The organism is Conexibacter stalactiti (assembly GCF_033542075.1).
Classification (GTDB): Bacteria; Actinomycetota; Thermoleophilia; order Solirubrobacterales; family Solirubrobacteraceae; genus Conexibacter; species Conexibacter stalactiti.
Map to the genome: position 1 here is coordinate 1 of NZ_JAWSTH010000112.1, position 20,608 is coordinate 20,608.

Genomic DNA, 20,608 nt, shown 5'->3' on the forward strand with positions numbered 1-20,608 from the left:
TGGCGAGCGCGCCCAGGTCGGCGGCGCCGAGCGTGACCAGGAAGACGTGCTTGATCGGCGAGGTCTCCTCGGCGGGCGTCTCGGCCGGCGGCGTCTCCTCCTTCGTCGGCTTCTCCTCGGCGGCCGTCTCCTCCTCGGCGGCGGGGGTCTCCGCCTCGGCGGCCGGCGTGGCTGCGACCGGTGTCTCGACCACCGGCGCTTCGACCGGGGGAGCGACGTACTCCTCGGCCGGCGGTTCGGGGGTCTCGTCGGCTGGCGGCGGGACCTGCGCGACCTGCTGGGCGGCCTGCGCCGGCAGCACGACGGTGAACGGCGGCGGTGAGGAGCCGGCGACCGATGCCGGCACGCTCGTGCCGGACACGACGACGAGACCGACCAGCGACGCGAGCGCGACCGGCAGCGCCGCGCGGCGGCGTCGTGTCGCCAGCAGCGAACGATCCGGGCCCGCGGAGGGACCCGAGCTTCCGCTGGTCCGTGCGGCGGCGGGCTCAGGCGGGACGGCGGGCGGGCCGAACAGCAGCTCGCGCACGTCCGTCCGCGCGCCGGCCTGGCGCGCGCCGCAGACGACGCACCAGCGCTGCTCGACCGCGAGCGGGGCGGCGCACTCGTGGCAGCGCGGCGCCGTCATCGCGCCGGCGACTCCTCGTTGTCCGCGGCTGGGTCGAACGCGACGGTCGCGTCCGCGTCGTGGACGCCGTATGGGGCGTCCGCCGCGGCGGGCGCGGGCGGGGCGGGAGCAGGCGAGTCAGGTGCCGGCGGTGCCACCGGCGCCCCCGCGTGCTGCACCTGCACGAGCTGGAAGGCGCACTGCGAGCAGAACAGCGCGCCGCGGGCGTAGAGCGTGCCGCACTGCGGGCAGGCACCGGCGGCGCCGGTCGTGTCGAGGCGCAGGAGGTGCTCGACCTCGCCGAGTCTGGCGTCGACCGCTTGGAGTCTGCCGGCCGCGCGCAGCAGCACGTCGAGGCGGAAGTGGTCGCGGATCGCCATCTCGTAGGCGAGGCCGCCGAGGTCCCACTGCAGCTCGGCCAGCTCGCGCGCGAGCGCGTCGCGGCGCTCCTGCAGGTCGGAGACGCCGACTGCCTGGCCGCCGCCGGGCGGCAGCGGGCTCGGCGGGGGCGGCGGCGGGTCGCCGGCGATCAGGCGTTTGGGGTTGATGCGATTGCGCAGGGAGTCCATCTGGTTCATCCGATCGAAGTCGCCTCTGAGCCGCCGCCGGCGGGCTCGTCATCTGTCGGCGGCGGGGCGCCGGGCGTCGCCGTCTCCTTCGGCTGCGCTCTCAGTCTGTTGAGGTCGCCGCCGGTCTCCTCGGTGCCGGTCGACTTCGGGATGTCTCTCGTGCTGTCGGCGACTCTGGCGGCGTCGTCCGCAGCCGTTCTTCTGCTGGACGCTCTGTTGTCGCCGCCGGTCGCGCCGGCGTCGTCAGTCGCGCCAGTGGCCGCGTCGTCGGTCGTGCCGCCCGTGGTCGTGTCGCTCGTCGGCGCGGCGGTGCCGCCGCTCGGCAGCCCGCCCTCGATGTTGACGACCGGCGCCTTCTGCGCCGGCGGCGCGTCGTTGCTGCCCTGCCCGATCAGGAAGCCGACGCCGAGCGCGACCAGCACCACGGCCGCGGCGCCCATCGGGCCGCCGACCTTGTCGAGCCGCGACGGCGCGGAGGCCGGAGAGGGCGCGCCCGCGGCGGTCGGATACGCCGCCGTCGGCGCGTCGGGTGCGGCGCCCGCGGAGGCGGCCGCGCGCGCGGCCGCCTCCGCGCGCTCGCTCTCGGCCAGGAAGTCGAGCCGCGGCGCCGCGACGCGCGTGCCGCAGCCGAGGCAGTAGCGCTGGTCGGGTGCGAGCGAGGCGCCGCAGGTCCGGCACGTCGTGGTCTGGCTCATGGCATCACTGGAGGGTCGAGGGTTGGGCTTCGAAGGTCAGCTCGGCGCCGGTCGGGTCGCCGATGAAATAGACGTGGACGGTCGCTCTGCCGTTCGCTCTCAGCACCGGCACGATCGCTCGCCCGGCGGCGACGACTCTCCCTCCGCGCCGCGCGACGCACGCGATCACGAGGTCTCTCTGGACGACCGCGGAGCCGTTGACCGCTTTGCCGACGGCGGTGATCCCGCTCGCCGGGTCGCCTTCCAGTCTCGCGTCCTCGACGGTGATCTCGATCGCGCTCGCGGGCGCGTCGCCTCTGCCTCGGCCGGCCGTCAGCTGCGCTCTCGCGGGTCTGTCGCCGAGGATCGTCAACTGGTCGTTGACCCACACGACCTCTCTGCCCGGCGGCAGCAGCGCGACGTGCGTGAGGCCGTGCTCGAGGCCGGGCTCGTCGTTTCTCGCCGTCGCTCTCCCTCTGGCGTCGGAGACGACCAGCTGCAGCGGCACGTCGGCGAGCGCTCTGCTGCCGGTGTTCTTCAGCACCGCGGCGACGGCCGAGCCGTTGACGTCGCTGACGACGGCGGTCGAGACGACCTGCACCGCTCTGTTCGCTCTGGAGACGTCGAGGCCGGTCTGTCTGAAGGCGTTGTCGCCCTGCTTGGTGACCTTCGCCGCCTTCTCGCGCGTCGTCTCGCAGCCGCTCGCACCAACGCCGAACCCGACAGCCGCCGTCGCTGAGAGCAGGAGCGCCATCGGCCGTCTCACCCGAAGGCCCCGCCGACGTAGTCGCGCGTGCGCTGCGCCTGCGGCGCGTTGAAGATCTGCTCGCCGCTGGCGTACTCGACCAGCTCGCCGAGGTACATGAAGGCGACTCTGTCGGCGACGCGCTGCGCCTGCTGCAGGTTGTGCGTGACGATCACGACCGCGATCTGCTCGCGCAGCTCGAGGATCAGCTCCTCGATCTTGCCCGTCGAGATCGGGTCGAGCGCCGAGCACGGCTCGTCCATCAGCAGCACCTCCGGCTGCGCCGCGAGCGAGCGCGCGATGCAGAGCCGCTGCTGCTGGCCGCCGGAGAGCCGCAGCGCCGGATGGTCGAGGTTGTCCTTCACCTCGTGCCACAGCCCGGCGCGCGTCAGCGCGCGCTCGACCGGCTCCATCAGCTCCTTCTTGCGCGGCCGCTTGCTGCCGCCCTCGCGCAGCCCGTAGGCGACGTTGTCGAAGACCGACATCGGGAACGGGTTCGGCTGCTGGAAGACCATCGAGACGCGCTTGCGCAGCGCGGTCACCTCGAGCAGGTCGATGTCGTGCCCGTCGAGCGAGATGACGCCGCCGCGGGAGGCGCTCGGCGTCAGCTCGGTGAGGCGGTTGAGCGAGCGCAGCAGCGTCGTCTTGCCGCAGCCCGAGGGCCCGATCATCGCGAGCACCTCGCCCTGGCTGATCGGCAGGTCGACCTTGTTGACCGCGACCTTCGGCCCGTAGGCGATCGTGACGGCGTCGCAGCGCATCCGCTCGATCACGGGCGCCTCGGAGGACGGCGGGCCGGGCGTGTGGACGCCGCCGGCGTGAGCGGCTCCGTTGCCGTTGCCGTTCCCGTTCAACGGGATCGGCGGAACGTGCACCACCGTCGGCGGCGCTTCGAGCGAGATCTTGCGAATCGGGGGCGGTGGCATCAGCGGATCCACGCGGTGTCCTTTCGACGCCCGCGTGCGATGCGGGTTGCCAGGGCGTTCAGTGCGACGACGATCAGCAGCAGCACGAACGCGGCGGCGTAGGCCTTCTGCGGTGCGTTGCCCTCGCCGACGGGGGAGTTGCCGTAGATGTAGCTCGTCAGCGTCGAGCCGGTGCCCTGCAGCAGCGACAGCCCGAAGATGCCGCCGTCGCGCGGCTGGGTCGTCAGCGTGTTGCCGAGCAGCAGGACGACGATCGCGGTGTCGCCGATGATGCGGCCCATGCCGAGCGCGGTGCCGGTCGCGATCCCGGGGCGGACGGCCGGCAGCAGCACCGCGCGGATCGTCGACGCCTTCGTCTTGCCGAGCGCCAGCGACGCTTCGCGCACGTGGTTGGGGACCTGCAGCAGCGCCTCGCGCGTGGCGCCGACGATCAGCGGCAGCGCGATCAGCGACATGACGGTGCCGGCGACCATGAACGAGCGCCCGAAGGCCGTGTCCTCGGAGCGGAACGACATGAACGAGAAGAAGGTCTCGGAGAAGAACGAGAGGCCGAACAGCGCGAGCACGACGCTGGGCGCGCCGGCGATCACGTCGACGGCCGACTCGACCGCGCGCGCCAGCGCCGTCGGGCGGCCGTACTCGACCAGCCACAGCGCGACCGAGACGCCGATCGGGACCGCGATCGTGATCCCGATCGCGGTCAGCAGCAGCGTGCCCTGGATCGGGTCGAGGAAGCCGCCCGATCTGCTCTGGTCGACGGCGCCGCTGGGGTGTGTCACGAGCATGCTCGGGCGCAGCTGCGTGATCCCCTTGAAGCACATGTAGAGCAGGACCGTCAGCGCGACGACGGTCAGCGTGATGCCGGCCGCCCAGCAGAACGCGAGGCCGATGCGGTCGCGCAGCGGCCACGTGGTGGCGCTGTCGCGCGCGCGGGTCCGTCTCGGCGGCGGGGCGGCGGCGCCGGGCTGGCGCGGGGGTGTCGCGAGCGCGCTCATCAGCGGGTCGCGTATCTGCGCAGCGGCTGGCGCACCGCCCAGCCGGCGAACGACAGCAGCGCGGAGGAGACGAGCAGGACCGCGGCGATCGCGTAGAGCGTCTGGCCGAGCGGGATCGCGGAGAAGCCCTCCTGCTGGCCGACGATCGTCGCCGCGAGCGGCATGATCGGCTCGAGGAAGAAGTTGAGCCCGTCGAGCGGGTTCGGCGCCCAGATGAAGGAGCCGGAGACCATCGCGAGCATGATCGCCTCGCCGAGCGCGCGGGCGGTCGCGAGCACGACGGCGGCGGCGATCGCCGGGCGGGCGGTGCGCACGGCGACCTTCCACATCGTGCGCCAGCGGTTGACGCCGAGCGCCGCCGAGCCCTCGATCCACGCGCGCGGCACGGCGCGCAGCGCGTCGCTGATGATCGCGATCATGATCGGCACGATCATCACCATCAGGATGAAGCTGGCGAGCAGCAGCCCGCCGCCGGAGATCGGCACGAGCGGGTTGACGTCGAGCTTGAACTCGGCGCTGACGAGGTTGCGGTCGATCCAGGGGGCGACCACGAGGATCCCGATCAGGCCGTAGACGACCGACGGGACGGCCGCGAGGAAGCGCACGACCGGGGTCATCACGCGCTGCACGCCGGGCGGCGCGAACTCGACCATGAAGAGCGCGCACAGCAGCGCGAAGGGGAGGCCGAAGAGGACGGCGAGGCCGGTGCTCAGCATCGTCCCGTAGATCAGCGGCCAGGCGCGCAGGTGGTAGACGTAGTCGTCGGGGTTCGACGGCGACTCGTAGATCGCCGCCAGCTGCTGCTGGGTGTTGCCGCCGCTGCCGAACCAGGCGAGGCCGTTGTGGCTGAACGACGGCCACGCCTCCTTGAAGACGAAGAACAGCATCCCCAGGATCAGCACCAGCAGGGTTGCCGCCAGCGCGCCGAGCCACAGCTCGGCGCGCTCCGGAGGACGGCGCGGAGCGCCGCGTCTCCGTGACGGCAGGGAGTTCACGAAACCGGGATCCAGTGCGTGTTGACGACCGCCTTGGCGGCAGCGCTGCTCTGGGCCCACTTGATGAACTTCTTCGCCTCGCCGCTCGGCGCGCCGCGCGTCACGAGCGAGAACGGGCGGACGCCCTTGTACTGGCCCGACTTGGCGTTGCGCAGCGTGCACGCGACGCCCTGGTAGTTGATCGTCTTGAGGCCTTCTCTGACGAAGTCGAGCGAGACGAAGCCGATCGCGCCTCTGGTGTTGAGAACGGTCGACTGCACGAGGCCGTTGGAGGACTTCACCTGCGCGGAGGCGGCGACCGACTGCTGGCCGCCGAGGAAGATCTCTCTGAAGGCGTCGGCGGTACCGGAGGTCGCCGTACGGCTGATCAGCTCGATCGAGCCGGTCGCTCTGGCGCCGGGCACCTGGCTCCACGCGCGCGTGCGGCCGGTGAAGATCGAGGAGACCTGCTCCTGCGAGAGCGTGCCGAGCGGGTTGGCCGGGTTGGTGATGATGCAGATGGCGTCGTACGCGATCTTGTTGAAGACGAGGCCGCCCGGATCCGACGCCTGCTGCGTGCGGGAGACGTTGCCGATCGTCACGCGGCCGCGCGAGACGTCGGTGATGCCGGTGTCCGAGCCGCCCTGCTGGAGGACGAATCTGACCTTGTTGTAGCCGGGCTGGCCGCTCGCGATGTACTTCTTCGCGAGCTCGGTGACGAGCGGAGCGACCGACGTCGAGCCGCTCATCGTGATCGTCGTCTTGGCGGCGCTCGCGACGGGCGCGGCGACCGCGGTAGCCGCGATGGCGGCAAGGGCGATTGTGGTTGCGCGTTGACGCACAGGACCTCCGAGAGACGGTTTCGTGGTGACGGATGCGCGCGGGCTGCGACGCACCGCAGTCGGCACGCGAAGCGATGGTGGCGCATCGTCAATCGACCCCAGTTACCGATTCGTGAACGCGCGTTTCACGTTCTCAACTTCTTCACGCGATCGGTGAGGTGAGGCTGCATTGTGCGCTGCCGTGCGCCCGTTCGCCCCTCGCCGAAAGCCGGCGCTCGTCCTCGCATCCCTGCTCGCGCTCGGCCTTGCCGCGGGCGTGCCGACGGCCTCCGCGACGATCAACGCGGCCGTCACGCTCGACGGTCCGTCCGCTGACGTGATCGGCGTCGACGGCGTCGCGATGGCCGAGGACGGCAGCGGCGGCCTCGTCTACCGCAAGCGCGTCGAGGGCCGCACGCACGTCTTCGTCAGCCGCTACGTCGACCGCAGATGGCAGGCGCCGCAGCGGGTCGACGCCGGACAGCGATTCGACTCCTCGTGGCCGGCGATCGGCGCCGGCAACGGCGGCCGGCTCGTCGTCACCTGGATTCACCAGTTCGGCGGCGGGGTGCAGAACCGCATGTACTCGGCCTCGCTCGATCCCGGCGCGCGCAGCTTCCAGGCGCCGATCGCGATCGACCTCGACGTGCGCGAGGGGCTCGAAGCGGCCCCGTCGCTGTCGATGGGCCCGGGCGGCGTCGCCTACCTCGCCTACCGCGTCGTGCTGCAGCGCCAGAGCCCGACGCTGCCGCCCGGCACGATCGACGCCGACATCCGCCTGCAGCGCTACTCGGGCTCGTTCTGGTCGCAGCTGGGTCAGCCGGTCGACCGCATCCAGAGCCAGCCGCAGGCCGAGCCGACCGCGCTCAACGGCCCGCAGGTGCGCAGCGACGGCAACGGCAACGCGGTCGTCGCCTGGATCGAGCCCGACGACGCGCTGACGCCGCGCGTCTACGCGCGCCGCGTCTTCGGCCAGGTGCTCGGCAACGTGCTGCCGGTCAGCCCCAGCGAGGTCGACGGGAAGCCGCTGCGCGGCGCCGCCGACCAGGTCGCGCTGGCGGTCGCGCCGTTCGGCGAGACGATCGTCGGCTTCCGCCAGCAGGTCGACTCGCAGAGCGCGTGGACGCGCCCGCGGCTGCTCGTCAACATGCTGCCGTCGAGCCTCGTCGAGGGCGCCGGCACCTTCCTCGGCCACAGAGCGGTCGATGGCGGCGGCGCCGACGGGCCGGCCGGCGCGCTCGGCGCGGTCAGCGTCTCGGTCGACGACAGCGGCGGCTTCGACGCCGGCATCTCGCTCGACGCGCAGGCGCTCGACGTCACCGGCGACGAGGCGGCCGTCAACCCCGCCACGCGGCTCGACGACGGCACGCCGCGCAGCGCGCCGAACCCGCAGGTCGTGCGCGGCAAGGAAGGCTCGCTGTCGGCCGCGTGGGTCGTCGACCAAGGCGGCTCGGCCGGCGTCGGCCTGCTGGAGCGGCGGATCGACGGCACGCCCTTCAGACGGATCGTCAGCGGCGCCAGAGGCGGCGCCGTCAGCGAGCTGCGCTTCGGCGGCTCGCAGTACGGCAGCGCGCTGACCGCCTTCCTGCAGGGCAGAGAGGAGGGCAAGCAGGTCGTCGCCGCCTCGATCGACGCGCCGCCCGGCGACTTCATGGTCTACCCGCCGCTCGGCTGGACGCGCGCGAGCGAGGTGACGGTCAGCTGGGATCGCGCGCAGACCTCCTCGGGCAGCGTCACCTACGCCGTCCAGGTCGACGGCGAAGAGGTCGCGACCGGGCTCAGAGCGCTGAGACAGACGCTCAGAACAGCCGCGCTCGGCGACGGCAACCACGAGCTGGCGATCGTCGCCACCGATGCCTCGCAGCAGACGACGACGAGCCTCGTGACGCGCCTGAGAGTCGATCGCACCGCGCCGGTGGCGCGCATCGCGCGCGTGCGCGTGAAGGCGGCGCCGGTCAGAAGAGCGGCGAGAAGAGGCGCGAGAGCCAGCGCCCGCCGCAGAGCGACCGCGCCCAGGCAGGGCGTCCGCGTGACCGTCTCCGACGGCGTCAGAGCGGAGTCCTCCGGCGTCGCCAGGGTCGCGATCGAATGGGGCGACGGCAGCAGAGGCCGCGGCGTCAGAGCGACCCACCGCTATCGCAGAGCCGGCCGCTACAGCGTCCGCGTTACCGTGCGCGACAAGGCCGGCAACCGCAGAACCGTCGTCCAGAGGGTGGTCGTCAGATGAGACGTTCGACGTTGGTGGCGCTGACGAGCGTGGGCGCGCTGGCGGCCTTGCCGGCCGCCGCCCACGCTGACTGGAGCGAGGCCCAGCTCACCTCCGTCCACAACGGCCGGCTCGAGCAGGCCGACGGCGCGACGACCGCGCTCGACCTCTCCGGCGACGGCCGCTGGGTCGTGCTGCAGACGAGAGCGTCGAACTTCTTCGCCGACGACGACCCCGATGCGCCGGGCACGCTGCGGCAGGGCGGGATCTTCCGCTTCGACCGCCAGAGCGGGGCGATCGCGCTCGTCGCGGACGGGGACCAGTTCGACGAGCTGAGCGGCGAGCTGCTGCTGCGCGGCGCCGCCGCTCCGTCGGTCAGCGACGACGGTCGCTGGGTCGCCTTCGCGACCGCCCAGAGACTGGTCCCGCAGGACGTCAACGACAACGTCGACGTCTACGTGCGCGACATGACGATCCCGCTGCTCCCCGACCGCCCCGCCAGCGGCGCGTATCAGCTCGTCTCGGCGCGCGACGGCGGCGACGAGCCGGCCGCCTACGAACCGCGCGACCCGCCGCTGCCCGGCCGCACGCCCGGCGCCGCTGTGTTCGCCGGCCAGGGGATCAGCGCCGACGGCCGCTTCGTCGCCTTCCGCACCGTCGAGCAGCAGTCGGACCTGCCGGCGCGCGACGCGATCGACACACCGCCCGGCGCGGTCTTCGTGCGCGACCTGCGGCAGCGTCGCACCGTGCTCGCCAGCGCCGCGCTCGACGGCAGCGGCGCGGTCGGCGGGGCGCAGACGCCGGTCGCGATCAGCCGCGACGGCAGCACGGTCGCGTGGGTCGGCGAGAACGCGACCGCCCAGACGCGCTTCATCGGTGGCGAGACGCTCGACGACGCGCAGCGCTACTACCTCTGGCGCCGCTGGGACGAGCCCGGCGCGCGCACGCGGCGGATCACGGGGATCTCCGACCCCGACGACCCCGGCTGCGGGCAGGGCGGCCAGATCTCGCCGAGCCTCACGTCGGTCGCGCCGTGTGACGGCCCGCTGACCGACACCGACGGGGGCGGTTTCGACATCGGCAGCCGCGCGCCCGCGCTGAGCGCCGACGGCATGACGGTCGCGTTCGTCTCGGGCGCCGGTCCGCGGCCGGCGCAGGACTCTGATGTGGCGCTCGACGCCTACGTCACCTCGATGCGCGACGGCGTCACGCGCAAGGCCGGGACGCGCACGCTGACGAAGGGCTCGATCGGCGCCAACGCCGCCGTCAACGGCGACGTCGAGTCGGTCGCGATCTCCGCCGACGGCCAGCGCGTGCTGCTCGCGACCGCCCGGCGGCAGTTCCTGCCGCCGGCGCCTCCGCTGATCGGCGACCCGCGCTCCTCGGCCGGCTCGACCGAGCTCTACACCGTCGACCTCGCTCCCGGCGGCGGCACACGCCGTGTCCTGCGGCCGGGTGGCGGCGACGTCAACGACACCGTCGAACCGGGCGTCGCGCTGTCGGCCGACGGGCGCACGCTCGGGTTCGTCTCGCGCGCCAGCAACCTCGTCGCCGGCGACGCCAACGAGCTCGCCGACGCCTTCGCGGTGCAGGAGGTCGACGCGTCGCAGACGGCGCCGCCGCCGGCCGGTCTCGGCGGCGATGCGATCAACGAGGAGATCGTCGGCGAGAGCGATGACTTCGTGCTGCGCGTCAGCTCGCGCAGAGACGGCACGCTCGCGCTGCGCGTCGTCGTGCCGGTCGCGGGCGCCGTCCGCGCCTTCGCGAGAACGCGGCCGGTCGTCGTGAGAAGGACTGCGAGGGGGACGCGGGCGAGAAGAGCGCGCGTGCGGCAGGTCGCCAGCGCACGCGGCAGCGCCGCCAGACGCGGCACGGTCAGCCTGACCTTGAGACTGGCGGCGCGCGACCGTGCGGCCGTGCGCAAGGGCACGCCGCTGCCGGTGCGAGTCACGGTGACGCTCACGCCGAGCGCGGGCGGCCGCGTGCGCACGAGAACGGCCAACGCGCGCTTCGTCGTCGTCGCCAAGAGAACGACGAGAGCGACCAGAAGAACGGCGCGAAGAGCATCCAGAGGCGGGACCAAGAGCGCGACGCACGGAGCGAGACGCCCGTGAATTCGCGGCACTACCCAATTCAGGTGAACGAGTCGTTATCAGGTTGCCATGGAGCTGTGAACGGACCGCAGTCTTCTTGTGAACGACTCTGGCGGCGGCCAAGCGCCCGCAACAGAGTCTCGTCCGCCTCCACGACAACGCATCGTCAGGAAAGGACCACACCCCCTATGGCATCACCCGCTGCGTCTCGCGCGCCGCGTCGCGCACTCGCCGCCGGCATCGCCGTGCTGGCGGTCGGCGCGGGCGCCTTCGGCGCCACCGACGCGCACGCCGCCTTCACGATCGCCGAGTGCCAGGGCGCACCCGGCGTGAGAATCCAGGGCGCCTCGTTCCAGAACGCCGCCCAGTCCTACTGGAAGTCGGTCTTCGAGGGTTCCAACGGCTGCGGCGGCGCGCCGACCGCGCCGATCTACAGCGGCAACGGCTCCGGCAACGGGCTCGCCTCGATGGGCGCCGGCAGAGGCTCCTCGACGCTGCTGTGCGTCGTCGCGAACACCTGCAGAGTGCCGCTCGACAACGGCGTCCGCGACGGCCTCTCCGCCGCCGCGACGACCGACGAGCCGCCGACGGCCGACCAGATCTCGCTGATGGAGGCTGGCCTTCCGGGCGACGCCGACAACGGCATCGTCCACGTGATCCCGGTTGCGACGGGCGCCACGACGCTGATCCTGCACGCCCCCGAGGGCTGCAACATCGGCGACGTTGACAGCGTCACCAACGGCGCCGACGGCGCCGTCGCCGACACCGGCGACAGCGCGGCCAACTTCACGCAGCGCATCCGCGTCAGCAACGAGGACGTCGAGGCCGCCTTCGCCGGCGTCGCGACGACCTGGGGCGACATCGCGCCGGGCATCACCGGTGACCCGAGAGGCATCAGCGGCGGCGACCAGACCAACGCCACCGAGGACAACTGCGCCGAGGTCCCGGTCCGCCGCATCGTCCGTCCGGACGTCTCCGGCACGACCTACGGCTGGAAGGCCTACCTCCAGCTGATCAACCCGACGCGCGGCTGGCTGTCGAGATACAGCTCGCCGAACACCGACTGGCCGAGCGCCGGCTCCGGTAGAGCGACCATCGTCGTCGGTCAGGGCGCGACCTGCCCGGTCGGCGCCGACAAGGTCTGCGTCGCCTCCTCGACGAGCGCCGGCCCGCTGTCGGACGCCGTCAGAGCGACCGACGGATCGATCGGCTACGCCGACCTCGCGACCGCGCGCGCGAGAGGCTTCGAGATCACCCCGGCCGCCACGGCCGCCGCGCAGGACTACACGTTCTGGTCGCCGCTGCAGACGAGAGCCGGCAACGCGACGCCCGGCGCGTACGCCGAGCCGACCTTCGACGCGTTGGCGCACGTCCCGAGAACGGGCGGCAAGGGCGCCAACTGCCAGACGGTCACGCTCTCCGGCGTGCCGACCCCGGCGGAGTCGCGCAACGGCGACCCGACGCTCGGCAACTGGGGCAGAGCCGCTGCCGCCGGTGGCGCGAGCTACGGCGCCTGCGTGCTGACGTACACGCTCGCCTGGGACGACAGCTCCAAGGTCTACGGCGGCTCCGCTGCCGAAGAGGCCAAGGCCCGCACCGTGAAGGACTACCTGAGAGTGATCGTCTCCTCCTACGGGCAGGCGCTGACCAACCAGGACTACTCGCCGCTCCCGAACAGCAGAGACGTGCCGCTGGCCGACTACGCGCGTGCCGCGGTCAACGCGATCGACTGGAACAAGGGCGGCGGTGGCGGCGAGCAGAGACCGCCGGTCGTCGTCCCGCCGGTCGTCGTCCCGCCGGTCGTCAGACCGCCGGTCGTCAACCCGCCGGCCGCTCCGAGCAACGTCTTCTCGATCCCGAGCAGCAAGTCGACCGCCTCGCTGATCACCTTCTCGGTGCAGCTCCCGGGCGCCGGCGCGCTGAAGGCCGAGGCGACGACGAAGGTCGGCAGAAGAACGATCAAGGTCGCGACGGTCTCCGCCAGCCCGAGAGGCGCCGGCAGAGTGACGCTGAGACTGAACCTCTCGGCTGCCGCCAAGAAGGCGCTCGCCAGAGCCAAGGGCAAGAAGCTCAAGGTCGCCGTGAAGTTCACCTTCACCCCGACCGGCGGCACCGCCAACACCGTGACGAGAACCGTCACCGTCAAGGCCGCCGCCAGAAGAGCCGCCAGAAGAAAGGCCAAGCGCTAAGCGCACGGCCCCCGCAGCACACGCCCGGCCCCGCCGTGACCAGCGGCGGGGCCGGACGTCTTTCGATTCCCCACACGAAGCGCAGGATCCGTGACCGACAACCAGGCCCCACAGCAGGACCCCTCAGAGGACGAGCGCCCGCTCGGCACCAAGCGCGCGACGCGCGCCGACGGCCTTGCGAGAGCGAGAGTGCGCTCCGGCCTCGCCGAGCGCCGCAACCCCGCCGCCGACGCCGTCCGCAACGGCGCCGTGCGCGTGCTCAGATTCCTGCTGAGAGACCTCTTCGCGCTCGGCCTGATGACGGCCGCGATCGTGATCGTGATCCTCTTCTTCACGCTGCTCGGCGCGACCAAGCCCTCCAGCGACGGCGTCGGCATCCCGCTGAGCCAGGTCTTCACGCTCGCGAGAGACAGAGCGGTCGTCGAGGCGACGCTGCTCGACCAGGACTCGCGCGTGCAGGTCGTGACCAGAGACGCCGAGCTGTTCTGGTCGGCGTATCCCTCCTCCGGCGCGCAGACGCAGCTGATCTCGCAGACGCTCGAAAGGGGCGGCGCGATCGTCGCCGTCAAGCAGCAGCCGGGCAAGGCGCAGCTGACGATCGTCGTCCAGTTCCTGCTGCCGATCCTGCTGCTCGTCTGCCTCTTCGCGCTCTTCATGCGGATCGGCCAGGACGGCGGCGCCGGCGGCATCGCCTCCTTCTCCAACTTCACCGGCAGAGGCAAGAAGAAGGGCAAGGGCACCGCGCACAAGGTCACGTTCGCCGACATCGCGGGCGTGCCCGAGGCGGTCGCCGAGCTGGCCGAGATCCGCGACTACCTCGACGACCCCTCCAGATACCTCGACCTCGGCGCCGCCGCGCCGAAGGGCGTGCTGCTGGTCGGTCCTCCCGGCACCGGCAAGACCCTGCTGGCGAAGGCCGTCGCCGGCGAGGCGAACGCCGCCTTCTTCAGCCTCTCCGGCTCGGACTTCGTCGAGTCGCTCGTCGGCGTCGGTGCCGCCCGTGTGCGCGACCTGTTCGCGAAGGCGCGCAGAATGTCGCCCGCGATCATCTTCATCGACGAGTTCGACGCCGCCGGCCGCAAGCGCGGCGCCGGCATCGGCCAGGGCAACGACGAGCGCGAGCAGACGCTCAACCAGCTGCTCGTCGAGATGGACGGCTTCTCCGGCGACGGCGGCCTCGTCGTGATGGGCGCCACCAACCGCCCCGACATCCTCGACCCGGCGTTGCTGCGCCCGGGCCGCTTCGACCGCCAGATCACCGTCGACACGCCCGACGTCCACGGCCGCTCGGAGATCCTGCGGCTGCACGGCTCCAAGCGCCCGATGGGCGCCGACGCCAACCTCGACGAGATCGCCCGCCTGACGCCCGGCTTCTCCGGCGCCGAGCTGGCCAACGTCGTCAACGAGGCGGCGCTGCTGACCGTCCGCGCCGGCGAGCGCGAGATCACGCAGAAGGTGCTCGAGGAGTCGATCGACCGCGTCGTCTCCGGCCCCGCCAAGAAGCACCTGCTGACCGAGCGCGAGCGTTGGATCATCTCCGTCCACGAGTCCTCGCACGCGGTCGTGACCGAGGCGATGGGGACCGGCGCGACCGCGCGCAAGGTCTCGATCGTCGCGCGCGGCCGCACGCTCGGCACCGCGGCGCACATGCTGACCGACCGCGATCAGACGATCATGGAAGAGCCGGACCTCGTGATGCAGCTGATCGCGATGCTGGCCGGCGCCGCCGGCGAGCGGCTCGAGTTCGGCCACCTCTCGACCGGCGTCCACGACGACCTCCACGAGGCGACGGCGCTGGCGCGCTCGATGGTGACGAGCTTCGGCATGTCGGAGGAGCTCGGCCCGGTCACGATCGGCGAGAAGTCCGGCGAGGTCTTCCTCGGCGCCTCGCTGCAGGAGCTGGGCTCGGTCGGGCCGAAGACGCTCGACCTGATCGACGAGGCCGTCGAGCGGCTCGTCAAGGACGCCGAGGTGATCGCGCGCGCGATCCTGCGCGACAACCTCGGCGCCGTCCACGAGACGGCGCAGGCGCTGCTGGTGCACGAGACGCTCTCCGGCGTCGCGCTGGAAGCGGTCCTCTCGACCGTCGAGGCGGTCGACCCGGAGGAGTTCCCGCGGCTGCTCGCCCGGGAGCGCGGCGAAGCCGCCCGCTGATGGGGGCTTCGCCCGTGAGGTTCGCCGGGCTGCTGGCGACGCTCGCCAGCGCCGCCGGCACATGGCGGCTGGAGCAGCCGGCGCCGCCGGCCGGCTCCCCGTACAAGGTCCCGCTCGGTCGCCCCGGCGACCTCTCCTGCTGGTCGGCGACGCGCTGCCTGCTGGCGGTCGAGGGCAACGCGATCGTTGCGCGCGGGCTCTACGCCTACGACGGCGTCGAGTGGAGACAGCTGGCGACCGTCTGCGGCGGCCCGGCCGACACGACGCGGATCGCGTGGTCCGGTCCGGACGAGTTCTGGGTCGTGAGCACGCCGAGCCTCCCGCGCAGCGGCGGCGGCCTCGGCCTCTGCCGCTTCCGCGGCGGTCAGGTGATCGCCTCCTACTCGACGCCGCCGGAGAGCAGCGACCCCTTCCGCGTGATGAGCGCCGCGGCCTGCAGCGGGCCTGATGACTGCTGGTTCGCCGGCGGCGGCGCGCAGGACCCGGCCGGCCAGCGCGTCGGCGGCTACCACCTGCATTGGAACGGCCAGACGCTGACGTCGACCTACGCGCCTCAGGGGCGCGGCGTCAGCGACGTGATCGCGAGCGGCGGCGCCTTCTTCGAGACGACTTACATGGGCGCCCAGCGCGAGGACCGCGACAGCGAGGTGCCGCTGCGCGCGGCCGAGGAGACGCCGCAGCCGATCCACTCGATCCGCGGCACCAGCTTCCGCAACGAGCTGTTCGCCTCGCTGCCGCGCGCTGGGGTGCCGCTGCACGGCACCGAGCTGCTCGCGGCCGACGTCGCCGCCGGCACCGTGCCGTGGTACGTCGGCGGCGGCGCCGCCTCAGGGCCCGACGCGTCGGCTGAGACGTCCGTACCGCGTCCCCCGATCGCCGTCCGCTTCAGCGACAACTTCTACCGCGAGCTGCCGCTCGACGAGAGCGTCTTCGGCGCGACCGACCGCTTCGCCGACGTCGCCGCCGTGCCCGGCACCGACCACGCCTGGGTCGTCGTCCAGTCGTTCCAGGAACGCGGCTCGGCGACCGCGCGCGCACGCGTCGCGCAGCTCTCGCCCGACGGGACGGTCGCGATCCAGCGGCTGCCCGCCGGCGGCGCCGGCCGTGGCGCCGCCGCCAAGATCGAGTTCACCGGCCCCGACGAGGGCTGGATGGTGACCAACGCCGGCTGGCTGTTCCACTTCACCGACGGAGCGGCGCGCGCGCGAGACGTCGATCCCGCCTTCTCGAGAGTGATCACCTACCGTCCGAACGAGTCGGTCGCGCAGTCGATCCCGGACACGCCGCCGGTCGACGACTCGCAGCTGTTCGCGCCGCCGGCGGTCGAGCCCGAGCCCGAACCGACGCCGACGGAGACGAGAGTCACGCGCGTGAGGGCGCTGATGGCGAAGATGTCGAGACCGCGCGTCGACAGACGGCTGCGGCTGTCGATCTCGTTCACGCTGCGCCGCGCCGCGCGCGTGCAACTGCAGGCCAAGCGCAAGGGCAGAGTGGTCGCGCGGACGCCGCTGCGGACGCTCAGACCCGGTCGCCACACGCTCAGGTTGCAGCTCGTCCGCAGACGTTGGCCCGACGCGCTCAGATTCGTCACGCGCGAGAGCAGAGCTACACGATGATCGGTGCACGTTGGATCGCGGCGACCGCCCTCCTGCTGGCGGTCGCGACCACCCCCGCGCGCGCTGCCGGGACGGCGCAGCCGGTGCTCGGCCTCGCTGACAGCGAGACGATCGTGATGGGCGCCGCGACCGCGGGCGCCGCCGGGGAGACGTGGGCCTACCGCCAGGCGCCGCTCGACCTGCCGCTGCTGCAGGAGCCGGCCGGCCTGCTCGCGTTCGGCCCGGTCGCCAACCCGACGAGCCCATCGCAGCAGCTCTTCTTCGAACGTTACGACGACGCCACCGGCGTCTGGTCGGCGGCGCAGACGCCTGTCGACGAGCAGGGCCAGCCGTATCGCGGCCCGCGCCCCAACGCCGCGTCGGCGCGCATCACGCCGCGCGGCGGCGGCGTGCTCGTCGGCAGCGATCCGCAGCGGGCCCGCGGCAGCCAGACCGTCGTGCTGGTGCGCAACGCGACCGCTCCCGGCGACCGCTTCACCGCGCTGCCGCAGCCGCCGGCCGACATCGTGCTGCCGGCCGACGAGCTCACCAGAGAACCGGCCGAGGCGCTCGCCCAGGAAGACGGCGAGGGACATGTCGCGCTTGCCGCCTACGACACCGCCGCTGGTCGCACGGGGCTGTTCGTCGGGCTCACCGGCCGCCCTGCCGAGCGCGCGGTCGCGCACTGGGACGGCAGCGCCTGGAGTCGCGAGACGATCGAGCTGCCGACCGAGACGGCCGCGAGCTTCTCGATCCTCGCGATCGGCGCGACCTCGCCCGACAACGCCTACCTGCTCGCGCGCACCGACGCGACGCTCGAGCAGGGCGTCGTGCTGTACGCGCGCGTCGCCGACGACGACGGCATCCGCTGGGTGCCGCGCCAGCTCGCCGCGCCGCTGTTCGAGCAGGCGAGAACGGCCGCCAGCGGCGTCGAGCTGCTGAGCGCCTTCGACGGCGACCTCCTGCAGGCGTTGACGGTCACCGCCGACGGTCTCTGGATCGACGGTGAGCTGCAGCTCGACGGCGGCCGCCACAGCGACTTCACGCTCCACTGGTCGCGCACGCAGGAGCGCGTCACCGGCAGCTGGTGCGACGCGACCGCGCCCGATGGCGCGGCGCTCTGCGACCGGCCGCTCGGTCTCAGATTCGGCCGTCGCGCCGGGTACCGCTCGTTCGCGTTCGCGGGTGAGGGCTTTGGCTCGCGGGTCCTCACCAACCCGCTCGCCGAAGGCGGCGACGACACCTCCAACGCCGGCACCTGGGCCCGCTTCGACGGCGAGCGCTTCACACGCCAGCCGGGCGCCGGCGACAACTATCGCGCCAGCGGCGGCTTCGTCTCCGCCGACCGCGGCTGGATCGAGGGGCCGGTGCAGGTCACCGACGCGCCGACGCCGAGCCGCTTCGCGCAATGGCCGGTCTCGCTGCGCGCGCCGCTGGCCGCGATCGTGACCGCTCCGGACGGGGTGCGCGGCTCGCTCGCGAGCGGTGCCCTTGCGGTCGGCGCCAGCGGCGCGGTCGCCCGCTTCACGCCCGGCGGCGGGTGGGAGCGCGAGTTCCTGCTCAGCTCGACCGGCGCCGTCAGCGCGCCGCAGCTGCGGGCCGTCGCGTGGCCGGAGGCCGGTCGCGCCTACGCCGTCGGCGACCTCGGCGCGATGTGGCTGTGGCGCAGCGAGACCGGCCTGTGGGAGCGCGACGCGGCCGCGCCGATCGCCTTCGACGGCAATCTGATGGGCGTCGCCTTCGCGCCCGGCGACGGTCAGCGCGGCTACGCCGTCGGCCGCGCCGGCGTGCTGCTCGCCTACGGCAAGACATGGGAGCAGCAGGTGCTGCCGCCCGGCTTCGAGAGAGCTGACTTCAGCTCGATCGCCTTCGCCGGCCAGCAGGCGCTCGTCGCCGCCGGTTCCGACGTGCTGCTCAACGACGGCAGCGGCTGGCGCGTCGACACGGGTCTGCACGAGCTGCTCGCGCGCTCCACTTCGCAGGCGCGGATCGTGACGGTCGCGGGCCTGCCGGACGGTGGCGCGATCGCCGCCGGCGGCGGGGTCGTGTTCGTGCGCGACAGCGCCACCGCCGCCTGGCGGCCGTCGGCCGCGCCGCTGCCGGCCGCGACCGTCGTCGCCGCCGCCCCGGTGCGGGTCGGCGAGCGCGTGCGTGCGATCGTGTCGGTGACGCCTGGCGCGACCTGGCCGATCCCGACCGTGCTGCCGCCGCCCGACCCGGAGCTGCCCGATCCCGTGCTGCCGCCGTTCGCCCTGCCGGGCGACGGCTACGTGCTGCGGGAGACCGACAGCGGCTGGCGCGACGAGCAGCGCACCGCCTACGCGGGCGTCACCAACGACAAGCCGCAGAAGAGCGATCCGGTCGCCGCGTTCGCGCTCGACCCCGTGAGCGGCGCCGGTTGGGCCGTCGGCGGCTGGTCGGGGCAGCCCGACAGCGCCGGCCGCGGCACGAGCGCGAGCGGCAGCGGCGCGACCGTGCGGGCGCGCGTCCAGACGGCGGCGATCACCCGCTACGCGCCCGATGCGGTGCCCGAGTCGCCGATCGGAACGGCGGCGGCCGGGGTCGCGCTCGAGCCCGGCACGGTCACCTTCGCCGTCGCCGGCCACGCGACCTGCGACGGGCCCTGCTCGCTGCTGGCCGGCGCTGGGCTGGGACCGGACCGCGCCGTCAGCGCGCTCGTCGACTCGCTGCGGCCGCTGACCGGCCTCGCCGGCGGGCCGCGCGCGCTGCTGTACACCGGCGGCCGCCTGCCGACGACCTCGGCGACCGCGACCCCCGCGCCCGACTCGGCCCGCCTCGCCGAGCTGCTGGCGCAGTCACCGCTGCCGGTCTTCGGCGCGGTCTCGGCGGCCGACTCGCTCGGCGACTCGGTCGCCGGCTTCCGCTCCGCGTTCGCCGGCATGCCCGCGCCGTTCGGCACCGCCGCGGCACCGCCGGGAGCGATCCCGGTCGGCAACGGCGACACGTCGATCGGCACGCGCACCCACTACGCCGTCGATTCCAGCGGCGGCAACGGCATCGTGCGGGTGATCGTGATCGACAACTCGCGCGGCTCGCTCGCCGCCTCCGATCCGTACCAGGTGCCGTTGGAGCCGCAGGAGCCGTGGCTGCGCGCGACGCTGCAGGACGCCAGAGCGCAGGGGGTCCCCGCGATCGTCGTCGGCAGCCGCGACCTCAACACGCGCTTCGTGCCGCGCTCCAACGTCGCCGACGACGGCGACGCGATCGCCAGACTGCTCGTCGACGAGGGTGCCAGCGCGTACCTCTACGAACGGCCCGAGGAGCAGCGCGTGACGCAGATCCCGGCCGGCGGCGCGCAGACGATCCCCGCCTACGGCACCGGCACGCTCGGCTACCGCTCGCCGATCGCTAACGCCCAGCAGCCCGAGCAGGCCGACGCGGTCTTCGGTGACAGCGGCTATCTGCTGCTGAGCCTCGACCTGCTCAGACGCGACCCGGCGACCAACCGCGCGCCGGTGTCGGTGCGGATGCAGCCGCTGATCAAGCAGCTGTCGCTGGCGGCCATCGACGGCACGCTGCTGCGCCGCAGCAGACCGGCGCTGTTCCAGGGGCTCGGCCGGCGGCCGCTGGGCGGCGACCGCTGGGGGCCGATCTCAGCCTCGGACGGCAGCCCGAACCCGACCGGCGCCGATCCCTATGTGTCGTTCCCCGCTGCGCTCTGCCTGCAGGCCAACTGCGGCACGCGGCTGACGCCGGAGTACCGCTTCAGCAGCTCCGACCCCGACGTCGCCGACTTCGTCGCCGTCGACCCGAACACGGCGAACCTGCGCAAGCCGCTGCAGGGCGCCGACGGCAAGGTCGTGACCGACGCGACCTCCGGCCTGCTGTGCGCGTTCAACCCGGGCAGAACGACGCTGACGGTCAGCGCCGGCGGGATGTCGTACTCACAGGTCGTGACGGTGCAGACCGGCTCGGTCCAGCAGCCGTGCGGCACGCGCCCGCTCAGCCCCGAGAAGTTCAGAAGAGTGACCGAGGAGGAGCCGGCGGTCGTCGCGCCGCCGCCCGCCGCGCCGCCGCCGGCGGTCGCGCCGAGCCCGTC

At 73.1% G+C, this 20,608-nt stretch carries 12 protein-coding genes and 2 pseudogenes; 6 read left to right on the forward strand and 8 right to left on the reverse strand.

Annotation, left to right across the window (positions count from 1 at the left end; genetic code table 11):
• The 8 genes and pseudogenes from R7226_RS26670 to R7226_RS26705 form a co-directional block, all read right to left on the reverse strand.
• Positions 1-628 (reverse strand): annotated as a pseudogene (locus R7226_RS26670) (alkaline phosphatase family protein); the annotation flags it as partial.
• On the reverse strand, positions 625-1,176 hold the full coding sequence (locus R7226_RS26675; RefSeq protein ID WP_318600434.1) for a hypothetical protein: 552 nt from the start codon (positions 1,174-1,176) through the stop codon (positions 625-627). The pseudogene R7226_RS26670 and the gene R7226_RS26675, both read right to left, overlap by 4 nt.
• 5 nt (positions 1,177-1,181) lie before the next feature.
• A complete protein-coding gene (locus R7226_RS26680) occupies positions 1,182-1,871 on the reverse strand; it encodes a hypothetical protein (protein ID WP_318600435.1) in 690 nt (229 codons plus the stop codon).
• A 4-nt stretch (positions 1,872-1,875) separates the two neighbouring features.
• The gene (locus R7226_RS26685) at positions 1,876-2,604 is read right to left on the reverse strand and encodes a hypothetical protein (RefSeq protein WP_318600436.1); all 729 of its coding nucleotides are present in this window, start codon (positions 2,602-2,604) and stop codon (positions 1,876-1,878) included.
• An 8-nt stretch (positions 2,605-2,612) separates the two neighbouring features.
• A complete protein-coding gene (locus tag R7226_RS26690) occupies positions 2,613-3,356 on the reverse strand; it encodes a phosphate ABC transporter ATP-binding protein (protein ID WP_404827907.1) in 744 nt (247 codons plus the stop codon).
• Positions 3,357-3,520: 164 nt separating this feature from the next.
• A complete protein-coding gene (pstA, locus tag R7226_RS26695) occupies positions 3,521-4,516 on the reverse strand; it encodes a phosphate ABC transporter permease PstA (RefSeq protein WP_318600438.1) in 996 nt (331 codons plus the stop codon).
• Positions 4,516-5,511 carry a phosphate ABC transporter permease subunit PstC gene (pstC, locus tag R7226_RS26700; protein WP_318600439.1) on the reverse strand — a complete coding sequence of 332 codons (996 nt, stop codon included), beginning with the start codon at positions 5,509-5,511 and terminating at the stop codon, positions 4,516-4,518. The genes pstA and pstC overlap by 1 nt, the downstream gene beginning before the upstream one ends.
• Complete coding sequence (locus tag R7226_RS26705) at positions 5,508-6,386, reverse strand: phosphate ABC transporter substrate-binding protein (protein ID WP_318600446.1); 879 nt, start codon at positions 6,384-6,386, stop codon at positions 5,508-5,510. Before R7226_RS26705 ends, pstC begins: the two co-directional genes overlap by 4 nt.
• A 127-nt stretch (positions 6,387-6,513) precedes the next feature.
• Between R7226_RS26705 and R7226_RS26710 the strand changes: the two genes are divergently transcribed.
• From R7226_RS26710 to R7226_RS26735, 6 genes and pseudogenes are all read left to right on the forward strand, one after another.
• On the forward strand, positions 6,514-8,538 hold the full coding sequence (locus tag R7226_RS26710) for a PKD domain-containing protein (RefSeq protein ID WP_318600440.1): 2,025 nt from the start codon (positions 6,514-6,516) through the stop codon (positions 8,536-8,538).
• Positions 8,535-10,631, forward strand: a complete 2,097-nt coding sequence (locus R7226_RS26715) for a hypothetical protein (protein ID WP_318600441.1) — start codon at positions 8,535-8,537, stop codon at positions 10,629-10,631. Before R7226_RS26710 ends, R7226_RS26715 begins: the two co-directional genes overlap by 4 nt.
• Positions 10,632-10,798: 167 nt before the next feature.
• A complete protein-coding gene (locus R7226_RS26720) occupies positions 10,799-12,799 on the forward strand; it encodes a type 2 periplasmic-binding domain-containing protein (protein ID WP_318600442.1) in 2,001 nt (666 codons plus the stop codon).
• A gap of 90 nt (positions 12,800-12,889) precedes the next feature.
• Positions 12,890-14,953: an ATP-dependent zinc metalloprotease FtsH gene (ftsH, locus tag R7226_RS26725; protein ID WP_318600443.1), complete on the forward strand. Its 2,064-nt coding sequence runs from the start codon at positions 12,890-12,892 to the stop codon at positions 14,951-14,953.
• Positions 14,953-16,569, forward strand: a complete 1,617-nt coding sequence (locus tag R7226_RS26730) for a hypothetical protein (protein ID WP_318600444.1) — start codon at positions 14,953-14,955, stop codon at positions 16,567-16,569. The genes ftsH and R7226_RS26730 overlap by 1 nt, the downstream gene beginning before the upstream one ends.
• Positions 16,566-20,608 (forward strand): annotated as a pseudogene (locus R7226_RS26735) (hypothetical protein); the annotation flags it as partial. The gene R7226_RS26730 and the pseudogene R7226_RS26735, both read left to right, overlap by 4 nt.